Here is an 18231-nt window from a genome sequence, read left to right as displayed (position 1 = left end):
GGCGAGCTCGTCAGGTTGTCAGGTGCTTCCGCGGCGCAACCAGCCGAGCAGCCCGCGCTGCCGCCCGCGTTCCCCGGCCTCGGGCAGGTCTTCGGCGGTGGCTGTCTCCGGCCGCGAAGGCACCGTCGGAGAGACGCCCGGCCCAGGGACTCCCCGCCCGGCGACTCCCGGCACCGAGGCGGCCGGAGCGAGCGCGGCCGGAGCTGAAGGAGCCGGGCGGGCGGCCGCCGGGAGCGGACCCTCCGAGAACCATCCGGCCGGTTCCGGGGCGACGCCGGGCCCTGGCCGCAGCGTCGGACGCGGTGCGGGCTCGGTCTCCCGTGCTTCCGCGACGGCTTGACCGAGGTCGGCGCGGAGCCAGCTGATCTCGTCAGGGTCGTCGGCTGTCATGATCCGGGAGACGATGCGCGCGGCGGGCGAGTCCGGTGCGCCGTGGGAGGGGCGTTCGGGGCGGAAGCGGTCCAGGCAGGCGCGCTCGTGCGGATATGTGACGACCTCCTCCACCTGGACGGGGTCGAGCAGGGAGGCCACGACCGCTGCCCTCGCCCAGGGTCCTTCCGCCTGGCGCAGCTGGAATCCCATGTTCCGGCCACGCCAGTTGCGGGGCCGGCGGTCCAGGCCGGCCTCCAGCTGGTCGCGGAGCCCCTCGGGCGTGCGGCCCTTGAGCAGCGGAGCGTTCTGCCTGTCGGTCGGGAACCGGCGCAGGTCCTCTGCGAGGTAGAGCCAGACCACGGCCCGGTAGCGGTTCAGATAGACCTTGACCGGCACCACGAGGCCCAGGCGCGCGAGGCGCGTGAACCTGGCGGTGGAGATGCCCATGAGGGCGGCGCCCTCTGCCGTGCCGACGGCCTTGACGCGCTCTCGCAGCGAGTCGGGAAAGCCGTCCTGGGAACGCACGCGGTCGATCTCCGCATGGGTGACCCGGCGTCCGCCTCCCCCTTCGTCGGGGACCGTGCGTACGTGTCCGAGGTGTACGGCCAGGTCGAACTCGCCGCGCCTGAGCTCCAGTTCCCGGGCGGCGCGGGCGAGGGACAAGGTGACGGACTGCGTGATGGTGTTGCCGGACATGGCGGTCTCCCCCGTGGAGTACGGTGCTCGCGCCGGTGTGCGCTTGCTTCGAGAAAAACCGTAGCCGGTTCGCGGGATCTTGCGGGGCGCCTGTGGATAACTCGGCCGCGAGCGCCGTCTCCGCAGGTCAGGAGTCCAGTGAGGGGGATCGTTCCGGCTGGCGTGTGTCCACGCGCAGGTGTTCGCCGACACGGTTCACCAGCAGGGTCATCTCGTAGGCGACCTGACCGATGTCGGCCTCCGCGGCGCTGAGAACGCACAGACAGCTGCCGTCGCCGGCCGCGGTGACGAAGAGCACCGCTTCGTCGAACTCGATCATCGTCTGGCGTACCTGACCCGCGCCGAAGTGACGGCCCGAGCCCTTGGCCAGACTGTGCAGACCTGACGAGACCGCCGCCAGGTGTTCGGCGTCCTCGCGTCGCAGTCCCGTGCTCGCACCCGTCACCAGCCCGTCGTTGGAGAGCACCAACGCGTGCCGTACGTGTTCGACGCGCTCGGTCAGATCGTCCAGCAACCAGCCGAGTCCCGTGTTCTGCTCCATGTCCGTCTCCCCGTGTGGTGACTCCCCCTGACCGGAGGATTCGACCAGCCAGCCTTCCCCACGGCCGCCCTCCGGGCAAGGAGGATGGGGGCATGGCACAGAAGATGACCGACGAGCAGTGGCGGGCGTTCGTCTCAGACGGCACCCGCACCGGAAAACTTTCGACCGTCCGGGCGGACGGAAGTCCGCACGTGGCACCGATCTGGTTCCTGCTGGACGGCGACGACCTGGTCTTCAACACATCGAAGGAGACCGTGAAGGGGCGGAACCTGGCCCGTGACGGCCGAGTCGCCCTCTGCGTGGACGACGACCGGCCGCCGTTCGGCTTCGTGGTACTGGAGGGCCGGGCCGAACTGTCCGAGGAGCCTGACGAGTTGCGCCACTGGGCCGCCCGCATCGGCGGCCGCTACATGGGCGCGGAGCGGGCGGAGGAGTTCGGCAGGCGCAACGGCGTCCCGGGCGAACTCCTCGTCCGCGTGCGCATCGACAAGATTCTCGCCTACTCCGCGGTGGCGGACTAGGGCGTTCGTCCTTGGGCCTCCTGCGACGTGGATGCCTCAGCCGACGGAGTCGAGCAGCCGGGCGGTGTGCACCCGCCCGGCGTACTCCACCAGTCGGATCAGCACCTCTTTCCCGGAGTCGCGGTCACGGGCGTCGCAGAGCACCACGGGTGTGCCCCGGTCGAGGTCGAGGGCGCGGGACACGTCCTGGGCTCCGTAGGCCCGGGCGCCCGCGAAGCAGTTGACGGCCACCACGAAGGGGATGTGCCGGTGCTCGAAGTAGTCCACCGCGGGAAAGCAGTCCTCGAGTCGTCGGGTGTCCGCGAGGACGACGGCGCCGAGCGCGCCCAGCGACAGTTCGTCCCAGAGGAACCAGAACCGGTCCTGCCCCGGGGTGCCGAAGAGGTAGAGGGAGAGACCGGAGCGGATGGTGATGCGGCCGAAGTCCATGGCGACGGTGGTCGTGGCTTTGCGGTCCACTCCCTCGGTGTCGTCCACCGACTGGCCCGCCTCGCTCAGCAGTTCCTCGGTGCGCAACGGGCGGATCTCGCTGACCGCGCCCACCAGGGTGGTCTTCCCCACGCCGAACCCGCCGGCGACCAGTATCTTCAACGCCAGCGCGGACGACTCGGCGGCCGAGGCGTCGGAGTTCTCGGAGACCATCGATCACTTCCCTCGGGAGTGCCGACGAAGGTCGGCATGGCCCGTCCGCACGCGGTGTGGTGGGACCCAGGTGCGGGGCGGGCGCTTCGGTGCTTTCGGAACATCTCTGCGGGTGCGCGAAGTCAGCATCATGGCAACTGCGCCTCCCCCGCGAGGGAACGGATCGCTAATGGACCGTTGCGACCGCCTCGCGACTGTTCGGGGTCCGGATGTGGGCACAAGCGGGTACGAACCGGGCCGGCATCGTTCATCTAGAGTGCCCTCAGTCCTTCGATCACCTCGTGGAGGATCCGCTCGTCGGGGAGCTGCGCGGGCGGAACCGGGCGGCTGACCGTGACGAGACCCCGTTCCAGAAGATCGCCCAGCAGGACTCTGACCACGCCCACCGGCAGGTCGGTGCCCGCGGCGAGTTCGGCCACCGACTGGATCTCGACGCGGCACAGGTCGATGAGATGGCGGTGTTCGGGCCCGAGAAGCGAGTCGTCGTCGGATCCAGGGGCGCCCGTGTCCAGGCCGACCAGGGCGATCAGGTCGAAACGCACTCCGGTGGGGCCCGGTTGGGTGCGGCCGCCCGTCATCGCGTACGGGCGGACGAGGGGTCCCGCCTCGTTGTCGTACCACTGGCTGCCCGCCGCGCCCTCGCTCATTCGTATCGGCCCTCCTCGGCCGATCCGGCGGCGGGCGGCTGGGCAGCCGCGCGCGGAGGCGCGTGGAGGTGCTCGCCGACACGCTTGACCAGCCGTGCCATCTCGTACGCCACCAACCCGATGTCGGCCGTCGCGGCGGTGAGGACGGAGAGACACGAGCCGTCGCCGGCCGCGGCCACGAGCAGGAAGCCGTCGTCCATCTCGACCAGTGTCTGGCGTACGCCTCCGGCGCCGAAATGACGGCCCGCGCCTTTGGCCAGGCTGTGGAAGCCGGAGGCGACAGCGGCGAGATGGTCGGCGTCCGCGCGAACGAGGCCGGTGGAGGCGCCCACCGCCAGCCCGTCGTTCGACAGCACCACCGCGTGCCGTACTTCGGCCACTCGGAGCACGAGGTCGTCCAGCAGCCAGTCGAGCTCGCCGGATCTCTGGGCAGCCCGCAGGCTCGGGTCCTGAATCACGCGGGGTCTCCTTCGCCGCTGTCGCCACCCGCATCGGGGGCCGAGGTGCCGCCGGGCCCGGATTTCCGGCCACTGCCGCGCGCCCAGCCGTCGCGGTACGCGGTCATACGGTCCCGTACGAGTTCGGGAGTGCGGGTGTCTTCACTCCGGGGACCGGGCACGTGTACCGGTTCCTCCGGTCGCTGCTCACGCAGTTGGGGTGCCAGGCTGGCCTGCCGTACGCGTCTGGGGAGGCCATCGTCGCCGTCGGGGGCCTCCGCGGGGCGGTGCAGCCGCAAGGTGGTGACTCCAGGTGGCGGTGTTTCCGGCGAAGAGTTCGCCGGGGCTTCGACTGCTGCCTGTACGGGGGCCACGAGGACGGGCCGCTCGGCGGGCGCCTGGACGGCCTCCCTTTCGGGGGCGGCCGGCACGCGCGCGTACTCGTGTTCCGCGGGCCCTTCGAGGTCCGCCCCGCGAGGAGACCCTTCCGCCGAGCCCGACTGCAGCAGCGCCGTGGGAAGCAGCACGACCGCGGTGGTACCTCCGTAGGGCGAGGTCCGCAGGTGCACCTTGATGGCATGCCGGGCGGCGAGCCTGCTGACCACGAAGAGACCGAGCCGGTCACTGTCGGACAGGTCGAGCGTCTCCGTCTCCTCGATGCGCCGATTGGCGTCGTCCAGCGTCTCCTTGCCCATGCCGAGCCCCCGGTCCTCGACCTCCACCACGTATCCGTTGCCGACCGGCTCACCGGTGATGCGGACATGGGTGTGCGGCGGTGAGAACTGCGCCGCGTTCTCGACGAGTTCCGCCAGGAGGTGCGTGAGGTCGGCGACGGCGGCGCCGACGACGGACGTCTCCGGGAACTGCCGTACCTCCACGCGCGCGTAGTCCTCGACCTCGGACACCGCCGCACGGACCACGTTCGTCAGGGAGACCGGCATGCGCCAGGCCCGGCCGGGAGCCGCGCCCGAGAGGATGATGAGGTTCTCCGCGTGGCGCCGCATACGCGTCGTGAGATGGTCGAGCCTGAAGAGGTCGCCCAGTTCGTCCGGGTCCTCGGACCGGCGCTCCATGCTGTCCAGCAGGCTCAGTTGGCGATGCACGAGGACTTGGCTGCGCCGGGCGAGGTTGACGAAGACGCCGGAGATTCCGCTCGCGAGTTCCGCGCGTTCGACCGCCGCGCGCAGGGCGGCCCGGTGGACGGTGCCCAGGGCCTCCGCGACCTGACCGGTCTCGTCCTCGGAAGGCGGCCCTGCCGGAGCCTCGGCCCGGACGTCGATCTCCTCCCCCGCGCGTAGTTTGCGCATCGCGTCGGGGAGTTTGCGCCGGGCGATCTCGAGAGCGCTGTTGCGCAGCGCCACCAGTTCGACGACCAGGCCGCGGCCGATGCGTACGGAGATGACGAGTGACGCGGCGACGGCGGCGAGACCGAACAGGACGGCGGCTCCGGCGGGCGTCCGCAGCCCGCGGGTCAACGGGTAGGCCCGGCCCTCGACGCCTCGGCCCGCGTCGGCCTCGATGGTGCGCATGGCGTCGCGTACGCGCGCGTGAGCGGCGTTCCAGTCGGCTTCCGGGGCGGCGGCGACGGCGGTGGCGCCCGGCCGGGACGCGAGCGCCCTGTCCTCGACGGCGCCCACGTCGGCGTACGCGCTCCCGCGCATGAGGTCCCGCCAGGACGCCTGGTCGGGCCCCCGCAGATCCCCGACGGACGCGTCGGTCAGCGCACGGCGGGTGGCCACGGCTCCGGTGAACAGCCGCAGTCGTTCACCGTCGAGGGTGCCCACGAGGCGCGCGCCGGACAGCACCGCGTCCTCCTGCGCGAGCGCCTCCCCCGCCCGGGAGAACTCGAGGAGCACGCGCGCCTCGGATCCCGGACCCGGGTCCTGGACGCTGGTGAGCGCGCCGGTCACCGCGAAGGCGGACGAAATGACCTGGGTGTACTGCCCGTAGGCCTCGTCCCAGCCGGTACGACGCTCTCGTACCGCGCCGCGCAGCGTTCGCAGGTCCTCCGCTCCGGTGACGAAGGAGCCCAGGCGTGCGGCCACCCCGGCGGGCAGATCGGCGCCGTCGGCGACGGTGTTGTGGTCCCCGAGCCGCAGTTTGGCCACCGCGCGGTCGGTGCGTTCCGCGAGCGTCCTGAGATCTCCCGGCCGCTCGGAGTCCGGATCGGTCGCGTAGCGGACGGAGGCCGTCCGCTCGGCCTGCAACGCGGTGACCGCGTCGTCGATCGGGACCCGGATCATGGAGTCCACGCGTTGCAGCTGTCGCAGGCGCGCGACGTCCTGAGCGGTGGTCACCGTGGCATAGGCCCACAGCGCGAACAGGGAGACGACCGGGACCATCAGCAGGCAGATGATCTTGGCGCGTACGGTGCGGGGGCGTGGACTCCACCGACCCGAGCGACGCGGGATCGCCTCGGGGCGCGATATCGCCTCGGATCCCGTCCCGCCGGCGTCCTCGTCGAGGGCGCCGTGCTCCTCGGCGGGCGGGCCGGCGTGGGCACGACGACCGCGCGCCGGAGCCTGGGACGGCGACTCGGCGCCGGCTGCGGGGGTTGTACGGGGTGTACGCATGGCCTCCTCACTCAATGATTTCGAGGGCGTTGCGGGCGGGTCGGCCCGGGACCGTGGCTAGCGGGCGGCGCCCTCGACCGGCCGCTGGGCCGCCGCGGAGGCCTCGCGTTCCCGGGCCGAGGGTGACAGCGCGACGAACGCCGATGTCAGGAAGAGGTAGGACCCGAGGCCGACGGCGAGGGGGAAGACGAACTGCATCACCGTGGCCCCAGGAAGAGCCTCACCGGAAGGGCTGACGCGGACGCTCACCGCCAGCATGCCGGTGTAGTGCATGCTGCTCACCGCGCCTCCCATGACGAGTGAGGCACCGCCGACCGCGACCGGTGATTTGATGTTGAGCCCCGCCCACAGGGCCGCAGTCGCCGCGACCACGGCGATCACCACCGAGAGCCCGACGAGCATCGGGTCGTAGCGCACGGAGCCGTGCAGCCGTAGCGCGGCCATCCCGAGGTAGTGCATGCTCGCGACCCCGAGCCCTGTGGTGAGCCCACCGAGCGCCAGCGCGCGCCCCCGGTCGCGGCCGTACCCGACGGCGAAGACGCCCCCGCCCACGAAGACCAGGGCGACAAGCAGACTCAGGATGGTCAGCGGGACGTCGTAGCGGATCTCCGTGCCACCGACGCTGAATCCGAGCATCGCCACGAAGTGCATCGTCCAGATGCCGGTGGCGATCGCGGAGGCCGCGGCGAGCAGCCAGTTGCGGCGCGAACGCCCGTTCGTGCCGAGCGCGCGGACGGTGCAGCGCAGCCCGAGAGCCGCGCCGGTACAAGCCATCGCGTACGACAGCACGGGGGTCAGCCAGCCGAAGGCGGCGTGGTCCAGGTGTCCCATGGCCCACGGACGCTAGTCCGGACAGGGGCGCACAAAGGGGTCGCATTTCGAAACGTGCCGCAATATGACACAGAAAGGCAGGCGGGCGATCGCGTCACGTTCGAACGTGTGCGCAGCGTCGTCCTTAGTGTCGGTGCGGGATCATGCGGAACATGAGCGACGACCACACACACGTCCAGGAGTTCTTCACGGCGCGCGCCGCCGGCTGGGACGTCAGGTTTCCCGACGACGGGCCCGCGTACGCGGCGGCGGCGGCCGAACTCGGCCTGCGCGAGGGCGACCGGGTACTCGACGCGGGCTGCGGCACCGGGCGCGCGCTGCCGCCGCTGCGAGCGGCCGTGGGGCCGTCCGGGACGGTCATCGGGGCCGACCTGACCCCGGCGATGCTGATGGCCGCCGTACGGGCCGGGCGGGACCGCGAGGGACAACTGCTGCTCGCCGACGTCGCGGCGCTGCCGCTGCGCACCGGCTCTCTCGACGCCGTGTTCGGTGCGGGCCTCATCGCCCATCTGCCGAACCCTGCGGTGAATCTGCGGGAGTTGGCGCGAGTGGTGCGGCCCGGTGGCACGTTGGCGCTGTTCCATCCGATCGGCCGGGCGGCGCTCGCGGCCCGTCAGGGGCGCCGGATCACGCCGGACGATCTGCGCGCGAAGGCGAACCTGGGCCCTCTGCTGGCGGGTTCCGGATGGGACATGACGTCGTACGTCGACGAGGACGCCCGCTTCCTGGCACTCGCCGTGCACCGGAGCTGAGGCGTCAGACCGTCCCGGCGACCTCGGCCACGAAGGCGTCGGGACAGTCGAACATGATGTTGTGCCCCGCTCCGGGCACGGTCACCACGCGCACACCGGCGGCCTCCAGTCCTTTCCAGTCGTCCAGTTCGCCGCTCAGTTCTCCCTGAAGGCAGACACGGGCCGCCGTCGGCGCCCGGCGGCTCGTACCGGAACGCCCGCAGCAGCGGCTCGTCGAGCAGCGCGAGCGTCGAGGCGCGCAGCAGGGGCGCGAGAGGACGCGGATACCAGGAGGTCATCAGGTCGAGGGTCGAGTCGGCGACACGGCGCGCGCCCTCGTCCCACCCGAAATGGGCCTCTTCATAGGCGTCTAGACAGGCCTCGAACTCCTCGTACGTCTCCGGGATGCCCTCGATGCCCATACGCCGTCCCAGAGTGCGGTAATGGACGGCGGACGCGACGATCTCGTGGCGTGACATCCTGCGCCACCCGTAGGCGTCGATCCACCGTTTGGGCACGACCACGAAGGTGCACAGCACGTACCGCATGTCCGCGTTGCTGATGTCGTAGCCGCGGTGCATCTGGTTGATGCGGCGGATCGCGCTACGCCCCGCCTCGGAGTCGAAGCCGTGCTCGACGACGGCGTCCAGAAGCAGCGCGGTGTCGTCGTACCGCTTCTGGGGGCGGTCGGTGAGTTCCGCCGTCTCGGCGAGGAGCCGGCCGATGGCGGGGACGGCGTACGTGCGATAAAGGGCCAGTTCGAGGGCGCGGGCGAGGTCCCACGGGAATTCGTGGACGGAGGTGAGCCGGTAGATCTCCGACGCCTCTTCGCGCGGGTCCATCCGCCGAATCTGTTCGAGCCGCTCGTAGCGCTTCACCGGGCCGTCCCCCTTCTGCCACCGAGGTTCCAACTCTACGTTGAGTAGCAGCATACGAACGGTCAGCGATGACGAGCCCGCAGGGGAAGGCGGTCCGATGTCCGGCATGTTCGCCAGATTCCGCGTGTTGTGGGGCCCCAGGACGGCCGAGGAGAGCGAGGGGCGGCGGTCCGCGAAACAGCGCCCCGAGAAACGTGCGCACAACTTGTTCGAGGCCGCCGCGGTATACGTGTCGGCGTGCGCGGAGGACGACCAGGAGCTGATCGACGAGGCCGCGACCTGGGTGTCTCCCGAGGCCCTGTCGTTCGGGGTGAACGAACTGGCCTGCCGCGCCGTCATCGCCCTGGCCCGCGAGCGCGACGAGTCACCCCGTACCGTGGCGCGGACGCTGCTCGGTCTGCCGGCGGGATGACGGCGAGGCGCCACTACGGTCGTTTCGCCCCTGTCCAGCCGGATAACTGCAGCTCCGCGTGGGCTTCGGGCCCGTGACAAGCACCTTCCGGTCGCACTAGGGTGCGCCGACGAACGTAGCGATGGGGAGGTTGGGATGGCCGGGACGGACGAGGACGCCGTCGCCACCGGGGACGACGACGCGCTCTATGTGCTGACGGCGGTGCTGCTGACGCCCGCGAAGTTCCCGAGCGTGCTGGGGGACGACTACCCGGAGGCCTGCGCGGCGCTCGACCTGGCGCCCTTGGCGGACGGGTACGGAATCGTGCTCGGTCAGGACGGCGACGGCGCGCGGTGGACGGTCGTCATCGACGATGTCTCGTTGGTCGCCGTCGCCATCGCGTCCTGGGACTGCGGCATGGAGCACGAACTGTCCCCCGACGAGCGGACGGTCGTCTGCGCGCTGCCGGGCTGGCCCCTCGCGGTCGCCGTCGCGGCGCCGGGCGTTCCCGCCCCGCACGACCCCGCTCCCGATCTCGCGGAGCGGGCGCCGCTCAGCCCCCCGGACACCACCGACTGGGGACCGGCGCAACGGCGACTCGGCGCCGACGAGATCGCCCTGCAGTGGGCGACGTGGCGGGAACAGATCGACGACGACGAGTTCGTCACGGCGGAGAGCAGGACTCGGGCGGAGGACGGAACTCAGGACGAGAGCATCCCTCAGGACGGCTCCGCGACCGACGGCAGGGGGCGCAACGGCGTACGCCGGGTGCTCGCGGAGGCGCGGTCCTACGTGGACACGCCGCCGCCGCTCGGCCGTGTCCGCTCTTCGTTCGCCACCGGCGACGCCCGCACCCTGCGGGCGGACGGCCCGGGATGGTCGATGGTCGCCCGGACCGACGACATCGCGTTCGTCCTCCTGGACGAGGAACCCGGCGAGGTCCTGCCTGTGGGGCGCGGTCCCGAACTGCCGGGTCTTCTGGAAGCCCTCGACAAGATGGCCGTCCGCCCCAGCTGAACGGCCACGCCGCGCGACCACCGCGAACGGTGCGTGCCGCCGCCCGCGGGCCGTACGCCCGTCGGGTCCGCGAGTGGCGGCATGACCGTCTCTCCGTCTACGCCCGGCGAGGGCACACCGGGCCGGCAGCGCTCAGCGTCCGAGCTCCTTGCGGGTGATACGGCGCAGCCGGCGCCGCTGCGAGGGATCCAGCGTCAGGTACGCGGCCGCCGGCACCCCCACCACGATCAGGAAGGCGGCCCACCAGGGCAGCCAGATCAGCAGGATGAGGCCGACCGCCACACCCCCTGCGGCGATCTTCGCGTTCTTCGACATGTGTCGCCTCCTTCGCGGCTACTGCCGCTCTCTGTCCTGAGAACGGGTCCGCGCCGTCCTCGGTTCCGGTGCGCGACCCTGAGACATCCCTGAGGCGCTCCCCCACTCACCCCTGAGGCGCTTCCCCGCTCACCCCTGAGCCCTTCCCGCACGCGCCCCCGATCGACTCCGCGCCTACCCGGCCCTGAGCGGCTCACCGACTTCGTCCATGTGGCTCAGGGCCTGCCGGTAGGAGTCGACGAGTCCGGTTTTCGCATAGGGGATACCCAACTCGCTCCCGACAGTGTGCCCGTACCAGCGGCTGGGCGCGCCTCGGATGGGGCCGGGGCGTGCTCGGGAACAGGTGATGTTCGATCTGGTAGTTGAGGCCGCCGAGGAACCAGTCGGTGAGGACGGCTCCGCGAATGGTTGGGGTTGGCGTGGTGACGGTTGTGCTTGTCGTTCCACCAGCCGTAACTCATTCCCAGGAGCAGGTTGCCGTGGAGCAGGCCGATCAGGCGGCCGGCCCTCTTGCCAGCGGTGATCTGTGAGTGACCGACGTCGTGGCCCATGAAGGCCGTCCGGGCCGAGAACACGGCGAGCGGCGGGGCGAGGAGCGTCGTCCACCACGTGTCGCCGAGCAGGACGACGCCGGTCACGATCGCGGTCAGGAAGAGCGCGTTCACGGTGATCGTGAACGCGTACCAGTCGCGGCGGCGCTCCAGGAGACCCTGATTCCTGACGACGCGCAGGAGCGGCGCGAACCCGCTTCCCGGTGACTGCCCGACGGCTGCCCCCGGAGGGTGTTCCGCGACGGCTGCGGCGGTGTCGGGCATGGTGGGTCTCCGGTTCTCTCAGGCATGGGCCGACCTGATGAAACGTACGAATCGGCACCCGTCGGCAGCCATGGCGCCATCACCCGAATACGTAGGGGGTCTTTCCCCGCGCGCGCAGGGGGTTCCCTGCACCCCCGGTGCGTGGGCAGCCGCTTCGGCTCGGCGGGGTACCTGTCCACGCGGCCGGAGTGCTGTACCCTCGGCGGCTCCGAGCCAGTAGTCAAATTTGAGGAATACGTCATCGCCGTGCAGAGAATTCCTGCGGCCACGCCCGCCGAGATCTCCGAACTGGCCCACTGTTGTGCCGTGTTCATGCCCGCCGAACCCGCCCGCACCGGGAGGGTCGTCTTCTGGCGGCCCGAGGGTGACGTCCCTCCGGTGGTGGCTTCGGGCACCCCGCGGGACCTGACTGTCGTACTCCCTGGAGAGGGGGGTGTCGAGGTGGTGACCGTACCCGCCGTCGAAGTCCCCGTCCGGGCCGCCCTGCCGGTCCTCACACGCGCGCGTGCCGCCGCGCGGCCCCACCGGGCGACCGCGTTCTGGGGTGCCGCGTCCGTCCTCGCCCTCCAGCTCGCCGCTCGGGGGCTGCTGCTGCCGGGGCTGACCGGCGACGACCACGACGCGTGGCGCGCGGGGCCACTGCGCGCCGACGACCTGGAGCGGCTGCGCGAGCTCGCCGCCGCGATGCCACCCGAGGCGCACGCCGCGCCGGTGGATGACGTCGAGCCGCCGCGGCTGCCCGACCCGGGGCGGCTGCTGGGCGCCTTCCTCGACGCCGTGGCCGACGCACTGCCCCGCTCCCCCGCCGCGTCGCTCGCCGCGGGCGGCCCGGCCTTCGCGGCTCAGGAACCACAACACGTGCCGCGGCAGCGCGCATGGGCGGCCGACGTCGCCGCGGGTCACGACGCGGGCGTACGCCTCTCGCTGCGCGTCGAGATCCCGGGCCTGGCGTCGGTCGAGGCCGACGGGACACGGGTGCTGTTCCGCGGGGTGCTCCAGGTGCACAGCGTGAGTGATCCCGGAGTCGTCGCGGACGCCTCCGCGGTCTGGGCCGGTGCGTCGGGGTTCGGCCCGCGAGCACGGATGGACGTCCTGCTCGCCCTGCGCCGCGCGGCCCACGCCTGGGAGCCGCTCACGCCGCTGCTCTCGGCGGCGGTCCCAGACGCGGTGGAACTCGGGGACGAGGAGATGACCGAACTCCTCGGTGAGGGCGCGCGTCTGCTGGGGCTCGCCGGCGTCGACGTGCACTGGCCGAAAGGGCCGGCACGCGAACTGACGACCCGCGCGGTCGTCGGTCCGGCCGACGAGGGGCGGAGGCCGGGGAAGATCTCGCCGGACACGCCGTCCTTTCTGTCCACCGACGCGCTGCTCACCTTCGACTGGCGGTTCGCGCTGGGCGATCGACAGCTCACCCGGCAGGAGTTGGACCTGCTCGCCGAGGCGAACCGTCCCATGGTGCGGCTGCGCGACCGGTGGGTCCTGGTGGACCCGCACGAGGTGCGCCGCGCGCGGGCGCTCCAGGACCGCAAGGTCACACCCATCGACGCGCTGAGCGCGGCTCTGACGGGCTCCACGGAGGTCGACGGCCGCAGGGTCGACGTACGACCGTCGGGGTGGCTGGAGACGCTGCGGGAGCGGCTGGCGGACCCGGAGGCGCAGGAGCCGGTCGGCCCGCCCGTCGCACTCCGCGCGACACTGCGGGACTACCAGCTGCGGGGTCTCACCTGGCTCGCCCGGATGACCTCCCTGGGACTGGGCGGCTGTCTCGCCGACGACATGGGCCTCGGCAAGACGATCACGCTGATCGCATTGCATCTGCACCGGCAGACCGACGACTCGGCCGCGGGGCCCACCCTCGTGGTCTGCCCGGCCTCACTGCTGGGCAACTGGCAGCGCGAGATCGAGAGGTTCGCCCCGGGTACACCGGTGCGCCGCTTCCACGGCTCCGCGCGCAGCCTGGAGGGTCTGCGCGGCGGGGAGTTCGTGCTCACCACGTACGGCACGATGCGGCTCGACGCGGCCCGGCTCGGCGAGGTCTCCTGGGGCATGGTCGTCGCCGACGAGGCGCAGCACGTGAAGAACCCCTACTCGGCGACGGCCCGGGCCCTGCGCACCATCGGCGCACGCGCGCGCGTGGCACTGACCGGCACGCCGGTGGAGAACGGTCTCTCGGAGCTGTGGGCGATCCTGGACTGGACGACACCGGGTCTGCTCGGAAGTCTCGGCTCGTTCCGGACGCGGTACGCGCAGGCCGTCGAGGGTGGTCAGGATCCGGCGGCCGCCGAGCGGCTCGCCCGGCTGGTCCGGCCCTTCCTGTTGCGACGCCGCAAGTCGGATCCCGGCATCGCGCCCGAACTGCCGCCCAAGACCGAGACCGACCGCGCCGTCTCACTCACGGCGGAGCAGACGGTGCTGTACGAGGCGGTGGTGCGCGAGACACTCGCGGAGATCTCGGGCGCGGACAGCATGGCGCGGCGCGGACTGATCGTGAAGCTGATCACCGGCCTGAAGCAGATCTGCAACCACCCGGCGCAGTACCTCAAGGAGGACCCGCCGAGGATCCCCGGCAGGTCCGGGAAGCTGGAGCTGCTGGACGAACTGCTCAACACCATTCTCGCCGAGGGCGCGAGCGTCCTGGTCTTCACCCAGTACGTGCGGATGGCGCGCCTCATCGAGCGCCATCTCGCGGCACGGGGTGTACCGACCCGGTTCCTGCACGGAGGGACACCCGTGAACGAGCGCGAGGTGATGGTGCAGCGCTTCCAGGAGGGCGAGATCCCCGTCTTCCTGCTGTCGTTGAAGGCCGCGGGAACGGGCCTGAACCTGACGCGGGCCGAGCATGTCGTGCATTACGACCGCTGGTGGAACCCGGCGGTGGAGGCACAGGCCACGGACCGCGCGTACCGCATCGGCCAGAACCGGCCCGTACAGGTGCACCGGCTGATCGCCGAGGGAACCATCGAGGACCGCATCGCCGAGATGCTGCGGCGCAAGCAGCGGTTGGCCGACGCGGTCCTGGGCGCCGGGGAGGCGGCCTTCACGGAACTGACCGACGCCGAACTGGCCGAACTGGTGGCACTGCGAGGGGACACACGATGACGGAAGGCGACAAGGAGCGTACGTTCGCGGCGCTGCCCCCCTCGCGCGGGCGGGCCTTCGCGAGTACGTGGTGGGGTCGTGCCTGGGTGAAGGCGCTGGAGGACGCCGCGTTGGACTCCGGACAGCTGAAGGCGGGCCGCGGGCTCGCGCGCGCGGGAGCGGTGGGTTCCGTGTCGGTGCGTCCGGGACGCATTACGGCCGTCGTCCGGGATCGCGACCGGACCACGCACCGGGCCGACGTGCTGGTTCAGAAACTGGCCGATGAGCGGTGGGACCGCTTCCTCGACATGACCGCCGAACGGGCCGGACACGTCGCGGCGCTTCTCGACCGGGACATGCCGGCGCACCTGGTCGAGGACGCGGCGGACGCGGGCGTCGAACTGCTCCCGGGGCTCGGCGACCTTGAGGCCGCCTGCGACTGCGGAGCGTGGGACCACTGCGCGCACACGTCGGCGCTCTGTTACCAGATGGCGCGTCTGCTGGACCTCGATCCGTTCACCCTGCTGCTCCTGCGCGGGCGCGCCGAACGGACCTTGCTCGAAGAACTCCAACGGCGCGGCAGCACCGCCGGCGAGACGAACGCGCGGGACCGGCATCCCCAGTTGGTGCCGGACTCCGCGCAAGACGTGGCCGCCGCCGAGGCGTACGCGGCCGGTGACATGCTGCCTCCCCTGCCTGCCCTTCCCGCACTGCCCGAAGAGCCCGGACGACCGCCTTCCCTGGACACCGGTGCCGCGCCGGCGGCCGGCGTCGACCCGCCCGCCCTGGAGTTCCTGGCCATGGCGACGGCCGTCGAGGCGTACCGACTGCTGGCCCGGGCGGTCGGACCGGGCCATGGATCACACCCGCCGGAGGGGGAGTTGACGCTGGAGCAGGACGCGGTCCGTCTCGCGGCGGCCCACCCGGACACACCGATCTCCGAGCGGCTCGCCCGCGGATCGGGGCGGGACGGCCGGGGAATGACGCTCGCCGTGCGTGCCTGGCAGTTCGGTGGTGCGGTGGCCCTGTCCGTGCTGGAGGACGAGTGGATCGTGGGGGCGGAGGCACTCGCACGCGCGCGTGCCGCGCTGGCGTCCGCCTGGGACGAGGACGAACGGCCGTCGCTGATCGCGTCCGGCAACCGCTGGACCGTGGCCGGCGCGCCGGTCCAGCTCCGTCTGGGGCAGGACGGCCGGTGGTGGCCCTATCGCGAGGTCCGTGGCTGTTGGACGCCCGTGGGACAGGCGGTCGGGGACCCTGCCACGGCCTTCGCGACGGCGGTGGGAGACCCGCGCGGTGTCTCGGCGGACGGATGACGCCCGCGCGCCCGGGTGTCGAGGCCGCCTACGTGCTCGGCGTCCCCGCGGGCTCCGACGCCAGGATCGTTTCGTACGGCACGCGCGCGTGGGGCGCGAACGGCGGCCACGCGCGCGTGCCGGTCATGTCAGTGGTGCGGTGAGCCGGTGCGTGCCGTCGCCGAGGTCCGCGGCCAGGCTGCAGGCCACTTTGTCGATGCCTGTCCTGTAGGTGCCGGAATCCGGGTACTGCACGAGGGTGCCGCGGACGGTGCCCGCCGACTGCTGTGCCGCCTTGCGCTCCAGAGGTGCAGCGCAGAGGGCCGAAGCGGCCTTCTTGAGTGCGGCGTCCGTGGAGTAGGTGCCGTCGAGCTCGCCCACCTTGACGACTTCCGCGTCGTGCGGCGCGCCGCAAGGGCGTTTGGCGGCCTGCCCGGGCCGCGCCGCGCTGGTGTCGAAACAGTCGCCCGTTCCCAGCATGTAGTAGGGCACTTCGTCGTCGGCCAGATCCGGGACAAGCGACTGGAGACCGCTCGGCAGATCGCTGAGCAGGCCGCTCGGCAGCCTGGACGGCAACTCCGAGGGCAGACCTGAAGGCAGCTCGCTGGGCAGCTCGGACGGGATGCGCAACGAGGGCGAGGGGGACCTCTTCGTGCCGCCGCTGCTCTCGGCGGGCCCCTTCTTGTCGTGCTTGTCGCTGCCGCCGCCTGCCAACAGGATCACGACGACGACGGCTGCGAGGGCCACGACCGCGACGAGGACCAGGAACAGCGGGCTACGGCGGCGTCCTCCACGATGCCCCCCAGGACCACCCGGCGGCGCGGGCGGAGGTGGCGGTGGGGGCTGCCCGCCTCCACCGTCATGTGACGGGGGGACGTGACCTCTCGAAGGGTATCCGTAGGCACCGGACGAGGGCACGTAGCCTTCGGGCGGCGGACCGAAGCCACCACCTCCCGGAGGTGGTGTGTTACCCGGCGGCCGAGGGGGCCGGGGCGGTAAGGGCGGCGTGGCCATACCGTCCAGAGTCACCTCGAACCGGTCGCAGGGCGAGCCCCGCGCGAAGGTTGATACGGACTCATGCCACGGACCGCATGATTCCGGGGAATTCCCGCAGGGATCCGTACCGGGCTTCCGCAAGGAGGTACGCCGGATACCCGCAGGAAGGCGCGGGCCCGCCACACAGGGAGCGGGCCTCGCGCCTCGCCGAGGCGTCGATCAGCCCCGGGCGCCGAGCAGGTGGTCCATGGCGAGCTGGTCGAGCCGCTCGAAGGCCATGCCGCGCGCGGCCGCCTCCTCGACGTCGAACTCCTCGAAGGCCGCCCGGTCGGCGAGCAGCGCCTGCAGACCGTCCGCCGCGGTGGGCTGCGCCAGTTCGTCAAGGCGTGAGGCGCGCAGCGCCTCCTGGACCTCGGGATCCGCGCGGAAGGCGGCCGACCGCTCCCGCAGGATCAGGTAGTTGCGCATGCAGCCCGCCGCGGAGGCCCACACACCGTCGAGGTCCTCGGTGCGCGGCGGCTTGAAGTCGAAGTGCTTGGGTCCCGCGTATCCGGCGCTCTCCAGGAGGTCGACCAGCCAGAACGCGGAGCGCAGGTCGCCGGCCCCGAAGCGCAGGTCCTGGTCGTACTTGATGCCGGTCTGACCGTTGAGGTCGATGTGGAAGAGCTTGCCCGCCCACAGTGCCTGCGCGATGCTGTGCGGGAAGTTGAGCCCGGCCATCTGCTCGTGGCCGACCTCGGGGTTCACGCCGTACATCTCCGGGCGCTCCAGCCGCTCGATGAACGCGAGCGCGTGACCGACGGTGGGCAGGAGGATGTCACCGCGCGGCTCGTTCGGCTTCGGTTCGATCGCGAATTTCAGGTCGTATCCCTGCGCGATCACGTACTCGCCGAGGAGGTCGAAGGCCTCCTTCATGCGGTCGAGAGCGACGCGTACGTCCTTGGCCGCGCCGGACTCGGCGCCCTCACGGCCGCCCCAGGCGACGTACGTCTGGGCTCCCAGCTCGACCGCCAGGTCGATGTTGCGGATCGTCTTGCGCAGCGCGTACCTGCGTACGTCCCGGTCGTTCGCGGTGAACGCGCCGTCCTTGAAGACGGGGTGGGTGAAGAGGTTGGTGGTGGCCATCGGCACCCGCATGCCGGTCGCGTCCAGAACCTGACGGAATCGCTTGACGTGCGACTCGCGCTCACTGTCGGACGATCCGAAGGGGATGAGGTCGTCGTCGTGGAAGGTCACGCCGTAGGCGCCCAGCTCGGCCAGGCGCTGCACCGACTCGACCGGGTCGAGGGCGCGCCGGGTGGCGTCGCCGAACGGGTCCCTTCCCTGCCAGCCGACGGTCCACAGGCCGAAGGTGAACCTGTCCTCGGGGGTGGGCTGGTAGTTCATGTCGCGGCTCCTCGTTAGCTCCGACTATTTCGTCATGGCGGTTAACAAATTAGTATGCGAAGGCGTCTC

16 protein-coding genes and 2 pseudogenes are annotated in these 18231 nt (G+C 71.5%); 6 read left to right on the top strand and 12 right to left on the bottom strand.

The features are described 5' to 3' along the window. Positions 1–18: 18 nt before the first annotated feature. Positions 19–1068, bottom strand: a complete 1050-nt coding sequence (locus GFH48_RS34895) for a DUF6397 family protein (protein WP_194280763.1) — start codon at positions 1066–1068, stop codon at positions 19–21. 127 nt (positions 1069–1195) lie between these two features. After that, a complete protein-coding gene (locus GFH48_RS34890; RefSeq protein ID WP_153292057.1) occupies positions 1196–1609 on the bottom strand; it encodes a roadblock/LC7 domain-containing protein in 414 nt (137 codons plus the stop codon). A gap of 92 nt (positions 1610–1701) precedes the next feature. Between GFH48_RS34890 and GFH48_RS34885 the strand changes: the two genes are divergently transcribed. Then, positions 1702–2130, top strand: a complete 429-nt coding sequence (locus GFH48_RS34885; protein ID WP_153292056.1) for a PPOX class F420-dependent oxidoreductase — start codon at positions 1702–1704, stop codon at positions 2128–2130. 36 nt (positions 2131–2166) lie between these two features. Here the strand turns inward: GFH48_RS34885 and GFH48_RS34880 are convergent, their stop codons facing one another. The 5 genes from GFH48_RS34880 to GFH48_RS34860 form a co-directional block, all read right to left on the bottom strand. Next, positions 2167–2772, bottom strand: coding sequence for a GTP-binding protein (locus GFH48_RS34880; protein WP_153292055.1), 606 nt, complete (start codon positions 2770–2772; stop codon positions 2167–2169). Between the two features lie 251 nt (positions 2773–3023). Next, positions 3024–3419, bottom strand: coding sequence for a DUF742 domain-containing protein (locus GFH48_RS34875; protein ID WP_153292054.1), 396 nt, complete (start codon positions 3417–3419; stop codon positions 3024–3026). Next, a complete protein-coding gene (locus GFH48_RS34870) occupies positions 3416–3877 on the bottom strand; it encodes a roadblock/LC7 domain-containing protein (protein WP_153292053.1) in 462 nt (153 codons plus the stop codon). Before GFH48_RS34870 ends, GFH48_RS34875 begins: the two co-directional genes overlap by 4 nt. Continuing rightward, the gene (locus GFH48_RS34865; RefSeq protein ID WP_153292052.1) at positions 3874–6429 is read right to left on the bottom strand and encodes a sensor histidine kinase; all 2556 of its coding nucleotides are present in this window, start codon (positions 6427–6429) and stop codon (positions 3874–3876) included. The genes GFH48_RS34870 and GFH48_RS34865 overlap by 4 nt, the downstream gene beginning before the upstream one ends. A gap of 57 nt (positions 6430–6486) precedes the next feature. Continuing rightward, positions 6487–7260, bottom strand: a complete 774-nt coding sequence (locus tag GFH48_RS34860; protein WP_153292051.1) for an MHYT domain-containing protein — start codon at positions 7258–7260, stop codon at positions 6487–6489. Between the two features lie 152 nt (positions 7261–7412). On the opposite strand from GFH48_RS34860, the gene GFH48_RS34855 reads away from it, so the two are divergent. Beyond that, positions 7413–8012, top strand: a complete 600-nt coding sequence (locus tag GFH48_RS34855) for a class I SAM-dependent methyltransferase (protein ID WP_153292050.1) — start codon at positions 7413–7415, stop codon at positions 8010–8012. Between the two features lie 227 nt (positions 8013–8239). Here the strand turns inward: GFH48_RS34855 and GFH48_RS34845 are convergent. Next, a pseudogene (locus tag GFH48_RS34845) lies at positions 8240–8833 on the bottom strand (oxygenase MpaB family protein); the annotation flags it as partial. Positions 8834–8975: 142 nt separating this feature from the next. Between GFH48_RS34845 and GFH48_RS34840 the strand changes: the two are divergent. Together GFH48_RS34840 and GFH48_RS34835 are read left to right on the top strand one after the other, a co-directional pair. Beyond that, positions 8976–9281: a hypothetical protein gene (locus GFH48_RS34840; protein ID WP_153292049.1), complete on the top strand. Its 306-nt coding sequence runs from the start codon at positions 8976–8978 to the stop codon at positions 9279–9281. 135 nt (positions 9282–9416) lie between these two features. Continuing rightward, positions 9417–10277: a hypothetical protein gene (locus GFH48_RS34835; protein WP_153292048.1), complete on the top strand. Its 861-nt coding sequence runs from the start codon at positions 9417–9419 to the stop codon at positions 10275–10277. A gap of 132 nt (positions 10278–10409) precedes the next feature. Here GFH48_RS34835 and GFH48_RS34830 read toward each other — a convergent pair whose 3' ends face one another. Both GFH48_RS34830 and GFH48_RS34825 read right to left on the bottom strand, forming a co-directional pair. Continuing rightward, the gene (locus tag GFH48_RS34830) at positions 10410–10592 is read right to left on the bottom strand and encodes a hypothetical protein (protein ID WP_148008078.1); all 183 of its coding nucleotides are present in this window, start codon (positions 10590–10592) and stop codon (positions 10410–10412) included. Positions 10593–10766: 174 nt separating this feature from the next. Next, positions 10767–11407 (bottom strand): annotated as a pseudogene (locus GFH48_RS34825) (fatty acid desaturase). Between the two features lie 246 nt (positions 11408–11653). Between GFH48_RS34825 and GFH48_RS34820 the strand changes: the two are divergent. Both GFH48_RS34820 and GFH48_RS34815 read left to right on the top strand, forming a co-directional pair. Further along, the gene (locus tag GFH48_RS34820; protein ID WP_153292047.1) at positions 11654–14506 is read left to right on the top strand and encodes a DEAD/DEAH box helicase; all 2853 of its coding nucleotides are present in this window, start codon (positions 11654–11656) and stop codon (positions 14504–14506) included. Beyond that, positions 14503–15801, top strand: a complete 1299-nt coding sequence (locus tag GFH48_RS34815) for an SWIM zinc finger family protein (protein ID WP_153292046.1) — start codon at positions 14503–14505, stop codon at positions 15799–15801. Before GFH48_RS34820 ends, GFH48_RS34815 begins: the two co-directional genes overlap by 4 nt. A 123-nt stretch (positions 15802–15924) precedes the next feature. Here GFH48_RS34815 and GFH48_RS38750 read toward each other — a convergent pair whose 3' ends face one another. Both GFH48_RS38750 and xylA read right to left on the bottom strand, forming a co-directional pair. Further along, entirely contained in the window at positions 15925–16527 is a 603-nt protein-coding gene (locus GFH48_RS38750) for a hypothetical protein (protein WP_194280762.1), read from the bottom strand. Positions 16528–16995: 468 nt separating this feature from the next. After that, positions 16996–18162 (bottom strand): xylose isomerase, encoded by a 1167-nt coding sequence (gene xylA, locus GFH48_RS34805; RefSeq protein WP_153292045.1) that lies wholly within the window; start codon positions 18160–18162, stop codon positions 16996–16998. Positions 18163–18231: the final 69 nt, after the last annotated feature.

This window comes from Streptomyces fagopyri, from assembly GCF_009498275.1.
Taxonomy (GTDB): domain Bacteria; phylum Actinomycetota; class Actinomycetes; order Streptomycetales; family Streptomycetaceae; genus Streptomyces; species Streptomyces fagopyri.
The sequence above is the reverse complement of the archived record's forward strand: the minus strand, read 5'-3'. Positions and strand labels throughout refer to the sequence as shown.